This is a genomic window from Pseudarthrobacter sp. MDT1-40-2, assembly GCF_059383595.1.
Genome location: NZ_JBWZCL010000001.1, coordinates 412,225 through 426,847, shown reverse-complemented (window position 1 = coordinate 426,847; position 14,623 = coordinate 412,225). Strand labels below are relative to the sequence as shown.

Below are 14,623 nucleotides of genomic sequence, written 5' to 3'. Positions count from 1 at the left end.
GCGTTTGTTATTGCCCTGAATTTACTGCCCAGGTACTGCCGATGTTCCTCCGGAACCGCCGGCTCACCATCCTCCGTACGCCTGAAGCGCTACTCCTCCGGGAGGACTCTCCCAAGGGATGGAGCGGACTAGGCTGGCACCATGACAGCTCAATACCCGCTACCGGACCTGCCCACGCCACCGCCGGACGGTGGCTCCGTACCCGCCCTCGCTATCCGTGGACTGGCCAAGCGCTTCGGTGACAAGGTCGCCGTCAACGGCATCAGCCTGGATGTTCCCGCCGGTTCATTTTTCGGCGTCGTCGGCCCTAACGGGGCCGGCAAGACCACCACACTGTCGATGGCTACCGGCCTGCTGCGTCCGGACCTCGGATCGGCGGCTGTCCACGGAGTCGACGTCTGGCAGCGGCCGATCGAGGCCAAAAAGCTGCTGGGTATCCTCCCCGACGGTGTCCGGCTGTTTGACAGGCTCACCGGCGAACAGCTGGTCACCTACGCCGGCCTGCTGCACGGTATGGACAAGGACACCGTAGCCGCCCGCGTTGCTGACCTGATGGCTGCCATGGACCTGGTCAAGGACGCCGGAACCCTTGTGGTTGATTATTCCGCCGGCATGACAAAGAAGATTGCCCTTGCCTCGGCGCTGATCCATGCGCCGCGTGTGCTGGTCCTCGATGAACCCTTCGAATCGGTGGATCCTGTGTCCGCAGCGAATATCCGCTCAATCCTGGATGGCTACGTGACGTCCGGCGGCACCGTTATTGTTTCCAGCCACGTGATGGACCTGGTCCAGCGGATGTGCGACCGCGTTGCCGTCGTGGCCGGGGGCCGGCTTCTGGCGTCAGGGACCATTGATGAGGTCCGGGACGGTGCTTCCCTGGAAGACCGGTTCGTGCAGCTGGTAGGCGGCCGCCACACCACGGAAGGGCTGGAATGGTTGCGCACCTCCTAAGGCTCAAGCTCACCCTGCTGCGCAACGGACTGCGGCGCAGCCCCTGGCAGCTGGTGGGCATCGTCATCGGCGCCCTGTACGCAGTGGGGATCGTCGTCACTCTGGTGGTTGGCCTGGTGATGCTGCGTCAGGCAGATATCGCCCTTGCCCAGACAATCATCGTGCTCAGCGGTTCCGCTGCAGTGCTGGGCTGGGCCGTGATTCCGGTAGTTCTTTCCTCCGTGGACCTTACCCTCGACCCATCACGCTTCACCACCTACGCCATCCCCATGCCCCAGATGCTGGTTGGACTTGCGCTGGGTGGGCTGATCGGGATTCCCGGGGCCGTCACCGCTCTGACCTCACTCGGCACCGTGGCCACATGGTCGCATGGTGTGTTGCCGGCCGCAGGAGCCCTTGTTGGGGCGGTGCTCGGAACCATGACGTGCATCGTCATCGCCCGGGTGACCACCACTGCCACGGCAGGCCTGGCGTCTTCACGGAAGTTCAAGGACGTCAGCGGCGTCATTGCCTTCATCCCATTGATGCTGCTTGGCCCCATCGGCGTCGGCGTGACACAGGGGATCAGCAGCTCGGCAGGGTTCCTGCCGGTCCTGGCACAGGCACTTTCCTGGAGCCCACTAGGGGCGGCATGGTCCGTCGGGGGCGATCTCGCCGCCGGGGATGCCGGGGCGGCCGCGCTCAAATTTCTACTGGCCTGTGTGTACCTTGCCGTGCTTGCCTGGGCCTGGAATGGCCTGCTGGCCCGGGCCCTGGTGACACCCGCTTACTCGGGAGGATCTACTAAACGTGGCCGGAAACTTGGTTTCTTCAGCTTGATGCCGGCCACACCGGCCGGAGCTGTGACGGCCCGGGCACTGACATATTGGTTCCGCGACCCGCGGTACGGCGGCTCCCTGGTGGTTATCCCCCTGCTGGCCGTTGTGCTGTTCTTCCAGTCCGCGCAGAACGGTGGCGCCGGAAGCCTGGTGATCATGGGTCCGCTCACGGCATTCCTGATGGCCTGGTCCATTTCGGCCGATATCTCCTACGACAACACCGCCTTTGCGCTGCACCTGACCACAAGCGTCGGCGGCCGGGCAGACCGGCTGGGCCGCGCACTTGCCTGCCTCATTCTGTCGATTCCCCTGGTGGCTTTCTTTGTCGTCTTCCCGTTCGTCATGAGCGGCGACTGGAGCTGGCTGCCGGGCATCCTGGGCTTGTCCTGCGGCCTGCTGTTGACCGGCCTGGGGCTGTCTTCAGTGGTGTCGGCCCGCTACAACATCGCCGTCCCGCTGCCGGGTGACAGCCCGTTCAAGAAACCCCCGGGCAATGCTGCCCAGACCATGTTGGTGCAATTTGGCGGCATGTTGGTCCTGGTGGTGCTGGCGCTGCCTGAGATCGGGTTGATCATTGCGCAAAGCGTCACGGGCGATGCCGTGTTCGGATGGATCAATCTGGCCGTGGGACCGATACTTGGACTGGCGCTCTTTGTGGCGGGCATCAGGCTTGGTGGCCGCTGGCTGGATGCCCGCGGCCCCGAACTGCTGGCCGAGCTCAGCGTGAACCGTTAGCCCCAACGCACCAGGACAGAAGGAAAGTGAATCGTGGAGGTTGTCATCCTGCCAGGCAGCAAACAGATCGGCAGGCTTGCTGCCGATGCCATCGAAGCGTTGGTCCGCCGCAAGCCCGATGCTGTCCTGGGGCTGGCCACGGGATCCTCCCCGCTGCCTGTTTACGATGAGCTGGCCTTGCGCCATGAGCGGGACGGCCTGGATTTCAGCCGTGCCCACGGCTTCGCGTTGGATGAGTATGTCGGACTTCCCGGCGGGCACCCGCAGTCCTACCGCGAGGTGATCCGCCGGGAGTTCACCAACCGGGTGAACATTGCGCCGGAGAACGTCCATGGTCCAGACGGTGCCGCAACCGATATCCCCGCGGCATGCCGGGCCTACGAGGACGCCATCAAGGAGTTGGGCGGGGTCGACCTGCAGATTCTGGGCGTTGGAACGGACGGCCACATCGGGTTCAACGAACCAGGGTCGTCTCTGGCGTCGCGCACCCGGATCAAGACCCTCATCGAGCAGACCCGGCGCGACAACGCACGCTTCTTCGACAGCATTGCGGAGGTCCCGCACCACGTCATAACACAAGGGCTGGGGACCATTATGGATGCAAAGCACGTAGTCCTGGTGGCTACCGGCGCGCAGAAGGCGCAGGCCGTGCGGGACTTCGTGGAAGGGCCGGTAGCTGCCATTTGCGCAGCCTCCATCCTGCAGTTCCACCCGCACGCCACCATCCTGATCGACGAGGCCGCTGCGTCCTCCCTGCGGCTGGCCGACTACTACCGGCATGCTTACGAGGACAAGCCCGACTGGCAGGGGCTCTGAGTCAAGCGGCTAAGATGGAAGGCATGACCAGCATGACGGACCCCCTTGAAAACGACCCCATGCGCGAGCTGTCCGGAGCCGGCACGTCCACGGCAACCATAGAGCGCGAGGAACTGCGCCAGGAAGTCGAACCGGGCGACCGCGAGCGCTTCGCGCACTATGTCCGCAAGGAAAAGATCATGGAATCGGCCATGACCGGAGATCCTGTGATCGCACTTTGCGGCAAGGTCTGGACACCGGGAAGGGACCCGAAGAAGTTTCCGGTTTGCCCGGAGTGCAAAGAGGTCTATGAAGGCCTCCGCCCCGGCAAGGACGGCGGCAGTGGTTCAGGAGATTCGGGCAACAAGAACTAGTGGCTGACACTCTCTTTGGCGGTCCCGCTCTTCCCCCTGCTTATCCGGAGCGGGCAGCGTGGGGCACCGCCCCGAAGCTGCGTGCCTGGCAGCAGGAAGCACTCGATCTCTATTTCAGCCGCAATGCGCGTGACTTTCTTGCGGTGGCTACTCCCGGAGCAGGCAAGACCACCTTTGCGCTCCGGGTGGCCTCCATGCTCATCGAGTCCGGCGTCGTTAACCGCATTACCATCGTGGCACCCACAGACCACCTCAAGCGGCAGTGGGCTGACGCTGCAGCCAGGGTTGGCATTGCCATCGATCCCAACTTCAAGAATGCCGACGGCCAGCATGGCCGCGGTTTCATTGGCGTCGCGGTAACTTATGCCCAGGTTGCCAGCAAGCCGTTGTTGCACCGGGCCAAAACCGAGGCGGCGCGGACCCTGGTGATTCTGGATGAGATCCACCACGGCGGCGAAGCCATGTCCTGGGGTGACGGCCTGCGTGAAGCATTCGATCCTGCCATCCGTCGGCTTGCCCTCACCGGGACGCCGTTCCGGTCTGATACGTCACCCATTCCGTTTGTTGACTACGTGGAGGACCGGGACGGCATCAGGCGCTCCAAGTCCGATTACACCTACGGTTACGGCAATGCGCTGCGGGACCATGTGGTCCGCCCGGTAATGTTCATGGCCTACTCAGGGCAGATGCGCTGGCGCACAAGCGCGGGTGAGGAAATGGCCGCCTCGCTGGGCGAAGCGGCAGTCACCAAAGACATCACCTCGCAGGCCTGGCGCACAGCACTGAATCCTGCTGGCGAGTGGATCCCGGCGGTACTGGCGGGAGCAGACAGGCGGCTGAGCGAAGTACGCCGGACGGTTCCTGATGCCGGGGGACTGGTCATTGCCACGGACCACGAGGATGCGCGGGCCTATGCGGGGCAGCTGAAACGCATCACGGGCGAATCACCCACCGTGATCCTGTCCGACGACGCCAAGGCCTCAAGCAAGATCGAAGAGTTTACGGTCAGCGACAAACGCTGGATGGTAGCCGTTCGCATGGTGTCAGAAGGCGTTGACGTGCCTCGCCTGTCTGTGGGTGTCTACGCCACATCCACATCGACGCCGCTGTTCTTCGCCCAGGCCGTGGGTCGCTTTGTGCGTGCCCGCAAGCGCGGTGAGACCGCGTCGGTGTTCCTTCCGTCCGTGCCCCAGCTGATGGCACTGGCGAACTCCATGGAAGCCGAACGCGACCATGCCCTGGATCGGCCGGAGAAAGACGACGACGGCCTGTTTACTCCAGAGGATTCGTTGATGGCCGAGGCCAACAGTGAGGACAAGGCCTCGGATTCGCTGACTAAGGGCAAATTCGAGGCCCTCGATTCGCAGGCGTCCTTTGACCGGGTACTGTTCGACGGCGGCGAGTTCGGCACCGGGGGAGAAGTGGGCTCGGAAGAGGAACTGGATTTCCTCGGCATTCCCGGCCTGCTGGACGCCGAACAGGTGGGCACCCTGCTGCGGCAGCGCCAGCATGAGCAACTGAACCGGAGGAAAGGCCGCGCCCCGGCACAGGAGGCCGCCCCGGCTGTGCCCGATCACCGCATGCTCATGGACTTGCGCAGTGAACTGGCCAAGAACGTTGCCGCGTGGTCTGCCCGCACAGGCACCCCCCACGGAGTAATCCACACCAAGCTGCGAACCATCTGCGGGGGTCCGCCCGTGGCCCAGGCAAACGAGGAACAGCTGCAGAAGCGGTTGCGGAAGCTGCAGGACTGGTTCATCGGCCGGACCTAGGTGTCCGGCGGCGCAGGCCGCATAGCTGCGGCGTTAGATCAGTTCGACTCCGCCCAGCTCCATCTCGGCATAGGCGTCAGAGGGGTCCTCAGCAATGCTGGCCGTGAGTTTCCGGACCACGGCCACACCATAGCCGGCCTGCACGGCATCCAACGCAGTGGACATCACACAGTAATCAGTGGCCAGGCCCACCACTACAACATCCTCGACGTCATGGCTCTGGAGCCAGTCATCCAGCCCGATAGCGTCTTCCAGGTCCTCGGCGGACACGGCGGCCGGCGAAGAGCCGGATAGCGAACCGGCAGGCCGCTCGCCAACCGGAACCTCGTCCTCGGGTGCCATGAGTCCTTCGAAGCCGGAGTATGCGGCGGCGTACTGGCCCTTGCGGAAGAACGCCTGGATGTATTCGGTGTCCAGGTCCGGATGGAAATCGGCGCCCTTAGTGCCGGCTACGCAGTGCGGCGGCCAGCTGTCCACAAAGTCCGGCGTGTCCGAGAAATGTGCACCCGGATCGATGTGCCAGTCCTGGGTGGCCACGACGTGGTCGAATTCGATGCGATGACGGTCAAGGTATTCGCTGATGGCTCCCGCGACTGCGGCGCCACCGGAAACCGGCAGGCTGCCGCCTTCGCAGAAATCATTCTGGATATCAACGATGATCAGTGCCTTGGACATCAGTCCTCCTCGTAGCTGGTGGGAATAGCGGCTTCGCCACGCTGCAGCCGGTTGACGACGGCGGGAAGTTCCCGCATCGAATCCGCATGGCGCCGGCGGGCACGCTCAACGCCCTCCGGACCGGTCCAGCCCGGGACCACCTCACCGTTTTTGACAAAGTGCTGCAAGAGCTCACGGTCGTTGCCGTCGTTGTCCGGCCGCTGGCCGATGCCCACGATCTCATGTGTGGCCACGCCGCGCTCATTCAGCCGGCGCAGGGCATACTTTCGTCCGCCGACGCTTGCCTTGTTCTTGGCTGACTTTGCCACTGAGACGAAAGTGCCGGCGTCATCCTGGCGGCTGACCAGCTTGTAAACCATGCTGGCCGTGGGGGCGCCCGAGCCGGTCACCAGCGACGTGCCCACGCCGTACGCATCAACCGGTGCCGATGCGAGCGAGGCGATGGCAAATTCGTCGAGGTCGGAGGTCACCACGATTTTCGTGTTCTCGTTGCCCAGACTGTCCAGCAGTTGCCGCACCCATTGGGCCTGTGCCACGAGGTCGCCGGAGTCCAGCCGGACCGCACCCAGCTTGTCGCCGGCCAGTTCGACGGCGGTACGCACCGCTGTTTCGACGTCGTACGTATCCACCAGCAACGAGGTTCCCGCGCCCATCGAGGCGATCTGCGCCTCGAATGCGTCACGTTCGGTGTCGTGCAGCAGCGTGAACGAGTGCGCCGCGGTGCCGACAGTCTTGATGCCGTAGCGGAGGCCTGCCTCCAGGTTGGAGGTGCTTGCGAAACCTGCGATGACGGCGGCGCGGGCGGCGGCGACGGCAGCTTCCTCATGGGTACGGCGGGAGCCCATCTCGATGCACGGCCGGTTGCCGGCGGCGCTGATCATCCGGGATGCCGCGGATGCGATGGCGCTGTCGTGGTTCAGGACGGAGAGGATGAACGTCTCCAGGATGCAAGCCTCGGCGAAGGTGGACTCAACAATCAGGATGGGGGAGTTGGGGAAATAAGCCTCGCCCTCCGCGTAGCCCCAGATATCACCGGAGAACCGGAAGTCGGCCAGGAACTCAAGGGTTTCCTTGTTGACCACGCTCGTGGCCTCCAGGAATTCAAGTTCCGGCTTGGTGAACCGGAAATGCGCGAGGCCTTCGAGCAGTCGTCCCGTTCCACCAACAATCCCGTAGCGCCGGCCGTCGGGAAGGCGACGCGCGAAAGCTTCGAAGACCGACTTGCGGTGCGCGGCTCCGGAGTGGAGGGCTGCCTGCAGCATGGTCAGCTCGTAATGGTCGGTATACAAGGACGCGCGTGGGTGGTTCCAGCCGGCTGATGTACTCACAAATTCACTCTAGTCCCCGCCGGCTCCCACGTCTCGCTGCGCTCAACGCGGGACCCTCGCCGGCATGGGCACAGCGCCACCATAGAATGAACAGATGAGCTTAAGCGTTGCGATCGACCCCCAAACCCGGGAGGGGACCCGGGCCGGAACAGAAGAGTCCACCTCCTCCCTGACGGCTCCGGACATCCCTTGGAACCTGGTGGTCTGGAATGATCCCGTGAACCTGATGAGCTATGTCAGCTTCGTCTTCCAGAGCTACTTCGGCTACCCGGAAAGCAAAGCGAACAAGCTCATGATGGAAGTCCATAAGAAGGGCCGGTCCATCGTTGCCCACGGCAGCAAGGAACAAGTGGAACGGCATGCCGTGGCAATGCATGGCTTTGGCCTCTGGGCAACGGTGGAGAAGGCCGGCGGCGGATCCGGCAAAGGCAAGAGCGGTTCCGGAGATGATGCCGGAAGCAATTCCGGGAAGGGTAAGGGAAACCGTGGCTAAGGCGTTCAAATATGGAGTCAAAGGCATTTCCGGATATTTGGAGCCAGCCGAACGTGAACTGCTCCGCGGCCTGATCGGTGATGTCATTTCCATGCTGGAGCCGCACGACGCAGCGCACGAAGACCCGCTGGCCGCCATGATCGGGCTGGATATGCAGGTGCGTGAACCCACTGATTCCGCTGTGCGGAGGTTGCTCCCCAATGTCAGCAGGGATGACAGTGCTGCCTCCCTGGAGTTCCGTCAGCTCACTGAGCGGTCGCTGCGGGAAACAAAGATCGGAGCACTCAAGGCTGCAGCCCTTGACCTGGACAAGGATGAGATCCTGTTGAGTGATACCGGTGCCCGGCACTGGTCAATGGCGCTCAACGATATCCGGCTGGTCCTGGCCGAGCGGCTCGATATCCGGGATGAGGAAGATGCCGAGCACGTCCACCTGATGCAGGACTGGTCCCAGGCTGAAGATGTGGGAAGCTACCTGGCCCTCGTCTATAACTTCACTACATGGCTGCAGGAATCATTGGTCCAGGCGATGCTCCAATCGCTGGGCACCTCACGCTGACCGGGCCTGCTCCGGCGTTGGCTATCCTCCCGCAATGTGACAAACGAGACAGAAGTAGCGACGCAATGTGATGGCCGCACCCGCAGCGAAGACCTATCCTCGAATAACAATGACTACAGCCTCGAATACGGATCTGTCAGCCGCACCCGCAGCGAAGACCGAGTCCACAGCCAGCAGCACCGCCGGCGGCCGGATGGCGTCCCGTCCCATTGGCGTGTTCGATTCAGGCGTGGGAGGGCTGACTGTAGCGAGGTCGATCATTGACCAGCTGCCCCACGAATCCATCCTGTATGTAGGAGACACCGCCCACGGGCCTTATGGTCCTCTGCCCATAGCGGAAGTCCGTGCGAACGCGTTGGGCGTGATGGACGAACTGGTGGATTCCGGGGTGAAGCTGCTCACCATTGCCTGCAATTCGGCGTCGGCGGCTGTTTTGCGGGACGCCCGGGAGCGCTACACCGCGAGGTACGGCATCCCCGTGATCGAGGTCATCCAGCCGGCAGTGCGCCGTGCCGTGGCAGCAACGCGTCGCGGCCGCGTAGGCGTCATCGGCACTTCGGCCACGGTGGGGTCCCGGGCCTACGAGGATACCTTTGCCGCAGCGCCTGACCTTCGCATCACCTCGGTGGCTTGCCCTGAATTCGTGAACTACGTCGAGGCGGGCATAACCACCGGACCCGAACTCCTCGCGGTGGCACAGGAATACCTGGCCCCGCTCAAGGACGCCGGCGTGGACACCGTCGTGCTGGGCTGTACACACTACCCGTTGCTGACCGGCGTCATTTCCTACGTCATGGGCGAGGACGTCACGCTCGTGTCCAGTGCGGAGGAGACCGCCAAGGATGTGTACCGCGCCCTGGTTAACAATGGACTCCAGCGCACGAATCCTGCCGCGCCCGAGCACCACTTCATAGCAACCGGTGACGCCAGCCACTTTGAAGCCCTGGCGCGCCGGTTCCTCGGCCCGGAAGTCTTGTCCGTCCAGCACGTGGACCACGTCTCAGCCCAGTACCCCACCGGCAGCCTGGCCCGGATCACCCCGGAGATGATCGCTGCCGCGCAGGACGCCTCACCACGCAGGCGCACGTCTAACTTTGTGCGGAGCTCCGGGTTCGCCGCGGACACGGGCGGGGGGATCCGGCGGTGAAACTCACTATTGTTGGCTGCACAGGATCGTTCCCGGGACCCGGATCGCCGGCGTCCTGCTACCTCCTGACCGCTACGGATGGCGAACGTACATGGAAGATCGTCCTTGACCTGGGCAGCGGGTCCCTGGGGGCGATCCAGCGTTACACGGACCTCGAGGACATCGATGCCATCCTGTTGACCCACTTGCATCCGGACCACTGCATGGACCTGTGCGGGCTGCACGTGGCCGTCCGCTGGAAGCCCGGAGGTTGGGATGCCGGGCGGATTCCTGTGTGGGGGCCGGCGGCGACGGCAGACCGGATGGCCACTGCCTACGGCTTGGAGCTGGACCCCGGGATGCACGACGAATTCGACTTCACGAACTGGGCCGAGCGTAAACCTGTAGTGGTGGGCCCGTTTACCGTCACGCCTTATGCCGTAAACCATCCCATCGAAGAGGCCTACGCCCTGCGCGTGGAGGTCACCGAACCGGGGAAGGACGGCGTTCCCGTCTCGAGGATCCTCACATACTCCGGCGACACGGATTCCTGCCAGGGGTTGGAGGATGCCGCGCGCGGTGCCGACCTTTTCCTCTGCGAAGCAGCCTTCGAAGAGGGACGCGACGACGCCGTAAAGGACGTGCACCTGACCGGGAAGCGCGCCGCGGAGGCGGCAACCGCAGCGGGCGCCAAGCGATTGCTCCTGACCCACCTTCCGGTATGGACTTCCGCAACCACGGTGATGGCCGAGGCCCGGCCGGCATTTGCCGGAGATGTGGCCATCGCTGTCGCCGGTGTCCACTACACCGTCTGAGCCGGCTGGACACCCAGGGCGGGCCGTGGCGACCGGGCCGGTCCGCCGGATGGATATGCTGGAGCCATGACTTTTGAAGCAACAACCGCTCCGGTGACGCGCGCCGACGGCCGTACCCCTGACCAGCTCCGTCCCATCAGCATCACCCGCGGCTGGTCAAAACAAGCCGAAGGTTCGGCCCTGATCGAGTTCGGCAACACCAGGGTGCTGTGCACAGCTTCATTGACGGCGGGCGTCCCGCGCTGGCTCAAGGGTGAAGGCCGCGGCTGGGTCACCGCAGAGTACGCGATGCTTCCCCGGGCCACGAATACCCGTTCCGACCGCGAATCAGTGAGGGGCAAGATCGGCGGCCGCACGCATGAAATCTCCCGGCTGATCGGTCGTTCCCTCCGGTCCATCATCGATACGAAAGCGTTGGGGGAGAACACCATCGTCCTGGACTGCGACGTTTTGCAGGCCGACGGCGGCACCCGCACCGCCGCGATCACCGGCGCCTACGTGGCACTTGCCGACGCTATCCGCTTCGCGCGCGACAACAAGCTGATCGCCAGGAACGCCCAACCGTTGATCGACACCATCGCCGCCGTCTCCGTGGGCATCATTGACGGTATTCCCATGCTTGATCTGCCCTATGTGGAGGATGTACGGGCAGAGACCGACATGAACGTTGTTGTCACCGGATCAGGCAAGTTTGTCGAGGTACAGGGAACTGCCGAAGGCGCACCCTTCGACCGCGATGAACTCAACAAGCTGTTGGACCTCGCGCTGCTGGGCACCAGCCAGCTTGCTGCCATCCAGCGCGAGACGCTCGCGGATTCGCTGTGACCGGCTCGGGTCCACGCCTGGTCCTTGCCACCCACAACCAGGGCAAGTTGCGCGAACTGCGTGAAATCCTCCGCGGCCAGGTGCCAGGGCTCGACGTCGACACCCAGGTGGTGGACGCTGCTGTTGCAGGTGCCCCGGACGTCGTCGAAACAGGTACCACCTTCGCCGAGAATTCACTGCTGAAGGCACGGGCCGTCGCCGAGGCCACCGGATTGCCCGCCATCGCTGATGACTCCGGCCTGGCCGTCGATGTGTTGGGCGGAGCTCCGGGAATCTTCTCGGCCCGTTGGTCCGGCCGCCACGGTGACAACCACGCAAACCTGCAACTGCTGCTGGCTCAGCTGGCCGACATTCCCGACCCCCACCGGCATGCGGCCTTCGTATGCGCTGCCGCGCTCGCAGTGCCGGGCCCTGGGAATGGCCGCGAAGTGGTGGAGTATGGCCAGCTGGAAGGCCTGCTGTTACGGGAACCCCGCGGGGAGGGCGGCTTCGGCTACGATCCCATCCTGCAGCCCGCCGGCGAGTCGCGCAGTTGCGCGGAGCTCAGTGCTGAGGAGAAGAACGCCATCAGCCACCGCGGCAAGGCCTTCCGGGCGCTCCTGCCGGCCATAGCCGAGGTGCTTACTCCCGCGGTTACGGCCTGACAGCGGAGCACCCACACATAACAGGAGAGGCTCCCTGCGCACCGTTACCGGTGGGCAGGGAGCCTCTACTGTTCGTGCGTCAAGCCTGTGCGGGCCGCTACACGTCCCGCGGCGTCTTGTGCTCGTCCTCTGGCCTGTGCTCTTCAATGAATTCGTGGACCGGGTCCGTGCCGTAAGCCTTGGCCTGGCGCTTGGCGGACATACCGCGAAGTACCTCGACGCCGATGGGCATTACCGAGACGAGCACGATCGCGATGAAGATGATGTCAATGTTGTCCCCGACCCAGGCAAACTGGCCAAGCCAGGCACCCAGCAGCGTGACGCCGCCACCCCAGAGGAGCGCACCGATGACGTTGTAGAGAAAGAATTTCCGCTTATCCATCTGGGCTACACCCACAATGACCGGCACGAAGGTGCGGATGATGGGCACGAACCGGGCCAGGATCAGGGCCTTGCCACCGTGCTTTTCGAAGAAGGCGTGTGCGCTCTCCACGTTCTCGCGCTTAAACAGCCGGGAGTCGGGTTTGTTGAAGATGGCGGGACCGGCCTTGGAACCTATGAGGTAGCCGGTCTGGTTTCCCAGGATGGCAGCGACAATGATGAGCCCGCACATGGCCCAGAGATTGAACTGGATGGCTCCGGTGGCAACCAGCAGCCCCGCCGTGAACAGCATGGAATCGCCCGGGAGGAAAAACCCCACTAACAGGCCCGTTTCAGCGAAGACGATGGCGCAGACCAACAGCACGACCCACGGCCCCAGCGGCGAATCACGGAGGAAAACATCCGGGTTGAGCCAGTCAGGCAAAAACGAGGCCATTTGCGGCTGGATCGGTCCGGCACCGCCGATCATGGCTACGGCAAGGTCAGTCATCACAGGAAAGTTCACCTTCCTAGGGTACTTGACCTGCTCTGGCCCGTTAGTCGTTCGGCCGTCCCGCGACCTGGTTCAGGTATGTCGTGAGTGCTTCCACCACCAGCTCGTGGTCGGCCTTCTGGGGCAACCCGGAAACGGTGACGGTCGCGACAGGACCGGTTCCCTTCACGCACAGCGGGAACGCTCCACCGTGTGCTGCGTACAGAGACTGGTCGAACCAGGCATTGTCTTCCATGCGCCCGCCTCCCACGCGGCCCCGCAAGCCAACCAGCAGCGATGGCTCGCAGTAGCGTGCAGCGGTGCGGCTCTTTTTCCCGATCCAGATCCCGTTGTCAGGAGTAGCTCCCGGCAAGGACGCGTGAAAGAGGACATGCCCGCTCCGGCGGATGTCAATGGCGATGGGCAGGCCGCGCTCTGTGCCGAGGTTCACAAGCAGCAGCCCCAGGGCAAGGGCGTCGGCCTGGTTGAAACTACTGAATTGAAGAGCCTGGATCTCGCCCTCAATACGTTCTATCAGCGACTGCAGGATGGCCTCGGGCTGTTCCAGGTGCGAGTCCGGGTCGAATTCCGCCCCGGGGGTGATGTCGGGGCCGGTGTGCTGGTCTGCCATGATTACCTGCCTTCGTTCGTGCCGTGGGTCGGCCATCCTGGAGGGGCGCCACTCCATGATGGCTGACTCTACCAATATGCATCTCGCGGCAACGGCGGCTGGTCGGGTTCCTTGGGTCCGGCGATTCGCGCCATACATGGGCCGGGGGCTTTTGTGCCGGCGGTAGGGTGGAGCCGTGGCTTTGGACTTTACGGCGATTGACTTTGAGACTGCGAACGGATTCCGGGGCTCACCGTGCGCTGTTGGGTTGACCAAGGTCCGCAGTGGCAAGGTAGTGGAGGAAGCCTCCTGGCTGATGCGCCCGCCCGCAGGCCACGACCACTTCGATCGGCAGAACATTGCCATCCACGGCATCGAGCCCGAAGTCGTAGCGGGGATGCCGCGGTTCGGTGAACTTTTCGGTGAGATTGCACAATTTATCGGCACTGACATCCTGGCGGCCCATAACGCAGCGTTTGACCTCGGCGTTATCAGGTCCGGGCTGGAGGTCTCCGGAATGCCGGGTCCGGGTTATGAATACGTCTGCACCGTGATGCTTTCCAGGCGCTGCTATTCGCTGGTCTCGAATTCGCTTCCGTTTGCCGCTGAGGAAGCCGGCGTTCCGCTGGTCAATCACCATGATCCAGCAGAGGATGCGCGCGCCTGCGCGGGGATCCTCGTGGACATCGCCGTCCGCAACGGGGCGAACAGCATCGCTGAGCTGTACTTGTCGCTGGGGCTGGACATCCCTCGCCAGCCGGCCTTCCACCCGGCAATGGACAAGCTGTCCAAGGCAACCCTCGCAACACTGCGCGCAGGCACCCGGGCGGGTTCCGGCGTCGTACGCGCCGGCGGCGGGTGGCCTGAGGAAGGCCCCAACCCGGCACCCAACCCGGCAGCAGATCCTGGCCACCCGCTGTTCGGGCAGACAGTAGTGTTCACCGGCCAGCTGAAAGAGCTTGGCCGCCCGGAAGCAAAACTGCTGTCCGCGGAGGCAGGGGCAACCACCGAAAGCCGGGTGACCGGCCGCACTACGGTGCTGGTGGTCGGGGACGGCTTTGTGGCCTCTGATCTGCGGTCCGGACGGATCACCGGCAAGGCACGCAGGGTCCTGGAGCTACATGAGCGGGGCCAGCACGTCGAGGTCCTGTCCGAGGGAGAGTTCCTGCAGATGGCGTCAAGGGCCCCCGGAACACTGGAACCAGCGTCCTAGAGTTCACGCGGCGCAATATAACTGTTCCTGCAGCGTC

At 63.8% G+C, this 14,623-nt stretch carries 16 protein-coding genes; 12 read left to right on the top strand and 4 right to left on the bottom strand.

The window, feature by feature from the left end:
- Positions 1-141: 141 nt before the first annotated feature.
- Genes AC50X5_RS02000 through AC50X5_RS01980 form a run of 5 tightly spaced genes read left to right on the top strand, consistent with a single transcriptional unit; the run spans position 142 to position 5,445 of the window.
- Positions 142-951, top strand: coding sequence for an ABC transporter ATP-binding protein (locus AC50X5_RS02000; RefSeq protein ID WP_494974493.1), 810 nt, complete (start codon positions 142-144; stop codon positions 949-951).
- Complete coding sequence (locus AC50X5_RS01995; protein WP_494974492.1) at positions 933-2,504, top strand: transporter; 1,572 nt, start codon at positions 933-935, stop codon at positions 2,502-2,504. Before AC50X5_RS02000 ends, AC50X5_RS01995 begins: the two co-directional genes overlap by 19 nt.
- A 33-nt stretch (positions 2,505-2,537) precedes the next feature.
- On the top strand, positions 2,538-3,320 hold the full coding sequence (gene nagB, locus AC50X5_RS01990; RefSeq protein WP_494974491.1) for a glucosamine-6-phosphate deaminase: 783 nt from the start codon (positions 2,538-2,540) through the stop codon (positions 3,318-3,320).
- A 14-nt stretch (positions 3,321-3,334) separates the two neighbouring features.
- Positions 3,335-3,673 carry a DUF3039 domain-containing protein gene (locus tag AC50X5_RS01985; protein WP_463934236.1) on the top strand — a complete coding sequence of 113 codons (339 nt, stop codon included), beginning with the start codon at positions 3,335-3,337 and terminating at the stop codon, positions 3,671-3,673.
- Entirely contained in the window at positions 3,673-5,445 is a 1,773-nt protein-coding gene (locus AC50X5_RS01980; RefSeq protein ID WP_494974490.1) for a DEAD/DEAH box helicase, read from the top strand. The genes AC50X5_RS01985 and AC50X5_RS01980 overlap by 1 nt, the downstream gene beginning before the upstream one ends.
- A 33-nt stretch (positions 5,446-5,478) precedes the next feature.
- Here the strand turns inward: AC50X5_RS01980 and AC50X5_RS01975 are convergent, their stop codons facing one another.
- Positions 5,479-6,120 carry an isochorismatase family protein gene (locus tag AC50X5_RS01975; RefSeq protein WP_494974489.1) on the bottom strand — a complete coding sequence of 214 codons (642 nt, stop codon included), beginning with the start codon at positions 6,118-6,120 and terminating at the stop codon, positions 5,479-5,481.
- Entirely contained in the window at positions 6,120-7,448 is a 1,329-nt protein-coding gene (locus tag AC50X5_RS01970; protein ID WP_494974488.1) for a nicotinate phosphoribosyltransferase, read from the bottom strand. The genes AC50X5_RS01975 and AC50X5_RS01970 overlap by 1 nt, the downstream gene beginning before the upstream one ends.
- A gap of 94 nt (positions 7,449-7,542) precedes the next feature.
- On the opposite strand from AC50X5_RS01970, the gene clpS reads away from it, so the two are divergent.
- The 6 genes from clpS (at position 7,543) to rdgB (ending at position 11,910) form a co-directional block, all read left to right on the top strand.
- The gene (gene clpS, locus AC50X5_RS01965; RefSeq protein WP_493984588.1) at positions 7,543-7,941 is read left to right on the top strand and encodes an ATP-dependent Clp protease adapter ClpS; all 399 of its coding nucleotides are present in this window, start codon (positions 7,543-7,545) and stop codon (positions 7,939-7,941) included.
- Positions 7,934-8,500 (top strand): DUF2017 domain-containing protein, encoded by a 567-nt coding sequence (locus tag AC50X5_RS01960; protein WP_494974487.1) that lies wholly within the window; start codon positions 7,934-7,936, stop codon positions 8,498-8,500. The genes clpS and AC50X5_RS01960 overlap by 8 nt, the downstream gene beginning before the upstream one ends.
- Before the next feature lie 109 nt (positions 8,501-8,609).
- Positions 8,610-9,647 carry a glutamate racemase gene (gene murI, locus AC50X5_RS01955; RefSeq protein ID WP_494974486.1) on the top strand — a complete coding sequence of 346 codons (1,038 nt, stop codon included), beginning with the start codon at positions 8,610-8,612 and terminating at the stop codon, positions 9,645-9,647.
- The gene (locus tag AC50X5_RS01950; RefSeq protein WP_463934222.1) at positions 9,644-10,441 is read left to right on the top strand and encodes an MBL fold metallo-hydrolase; all 798 of its coding nucleotides are present in this window, start codon (positions 9,644-9,646) and stop codon (positions 10,439-10,441) included. The genes murI and AC50X5_RS01950 overlap by 4 nt, the downstream gene beginning before the upstream one ends.
- 66 nt (positions 10,442-10,507) lie before the next feature.
- Entirely contained in the window at positions 10,508-11,266 is a 759-nt protein-coding gene (gene rph / locus AC50X5_RS01945; protein WP_494974485.1) for a ribonuclease PH, read from the top strand.
- A complete protein-coding gene (gene rdgB / locus AC50X5_RS01940; RefSeq protein WP_494974484.1) occupies positions 11,263-11,910 on the top strand; it encodes an RdgB/HAM1 family non-canonical purine NTP pyrophosphatase in 648 nt (215 codons plus the stop codon). The genes rph and rdgB overlap by 4 nt, the downstream gene beginning before the upstream one ends.
- Positions 11,911-12,007: 97 nt before the next feature.
- Here the strand turns inward: rdgB and AC50X5_RS01935 are convergent, their stop codons facing one another.
- Together AC50X5_RS01935 and AC50X5_RS01930 are read right to left on the bottom strand one after the other, a co-directional pair.
- Complete coding sequence (locus AC50X5_RS01935) at positions 12,008-12,781, bottom strand: VTT domain-containing protein (RefSeq protein ID WP_494974483.1); 774 nt, start codon at positions 12,779-12,781, stop codon at positions 12,008-12,010.
- Positions 12,782-12,827: 46 nt separating this feature from the next.
- Positions 12,828-13,394: a heme-degrading domain-containing protein gene (locus tag AC50X5_RS01930; protein ID WP_494974482.1), complete on the bottom strand. Its 567-nt coding sequence runs from the start codon at positions 13,392-13,394 to the stop codon at positions 12,828-12,830.
- Positions 13,395-13,569: 175 nt separating this feature from the next.
- Here AC50X5_RS01930 and AC50X5_RS01925 point away from each other — a divergent pair, with 175 nt between their 5' ends.
- Complete coding sequence (locus AC50X5_RS01925) at positions 13,570-14,586, top strand: 3'-5' exonuclease (RefSeq protein ID WP_494974481.1); 1,017 nt, start codon at positions 13,570-13,572, stop codon at positions 14,584-14,586.
- Positions 14,587-14,623 lie beyond the last annotated feature (37 nt).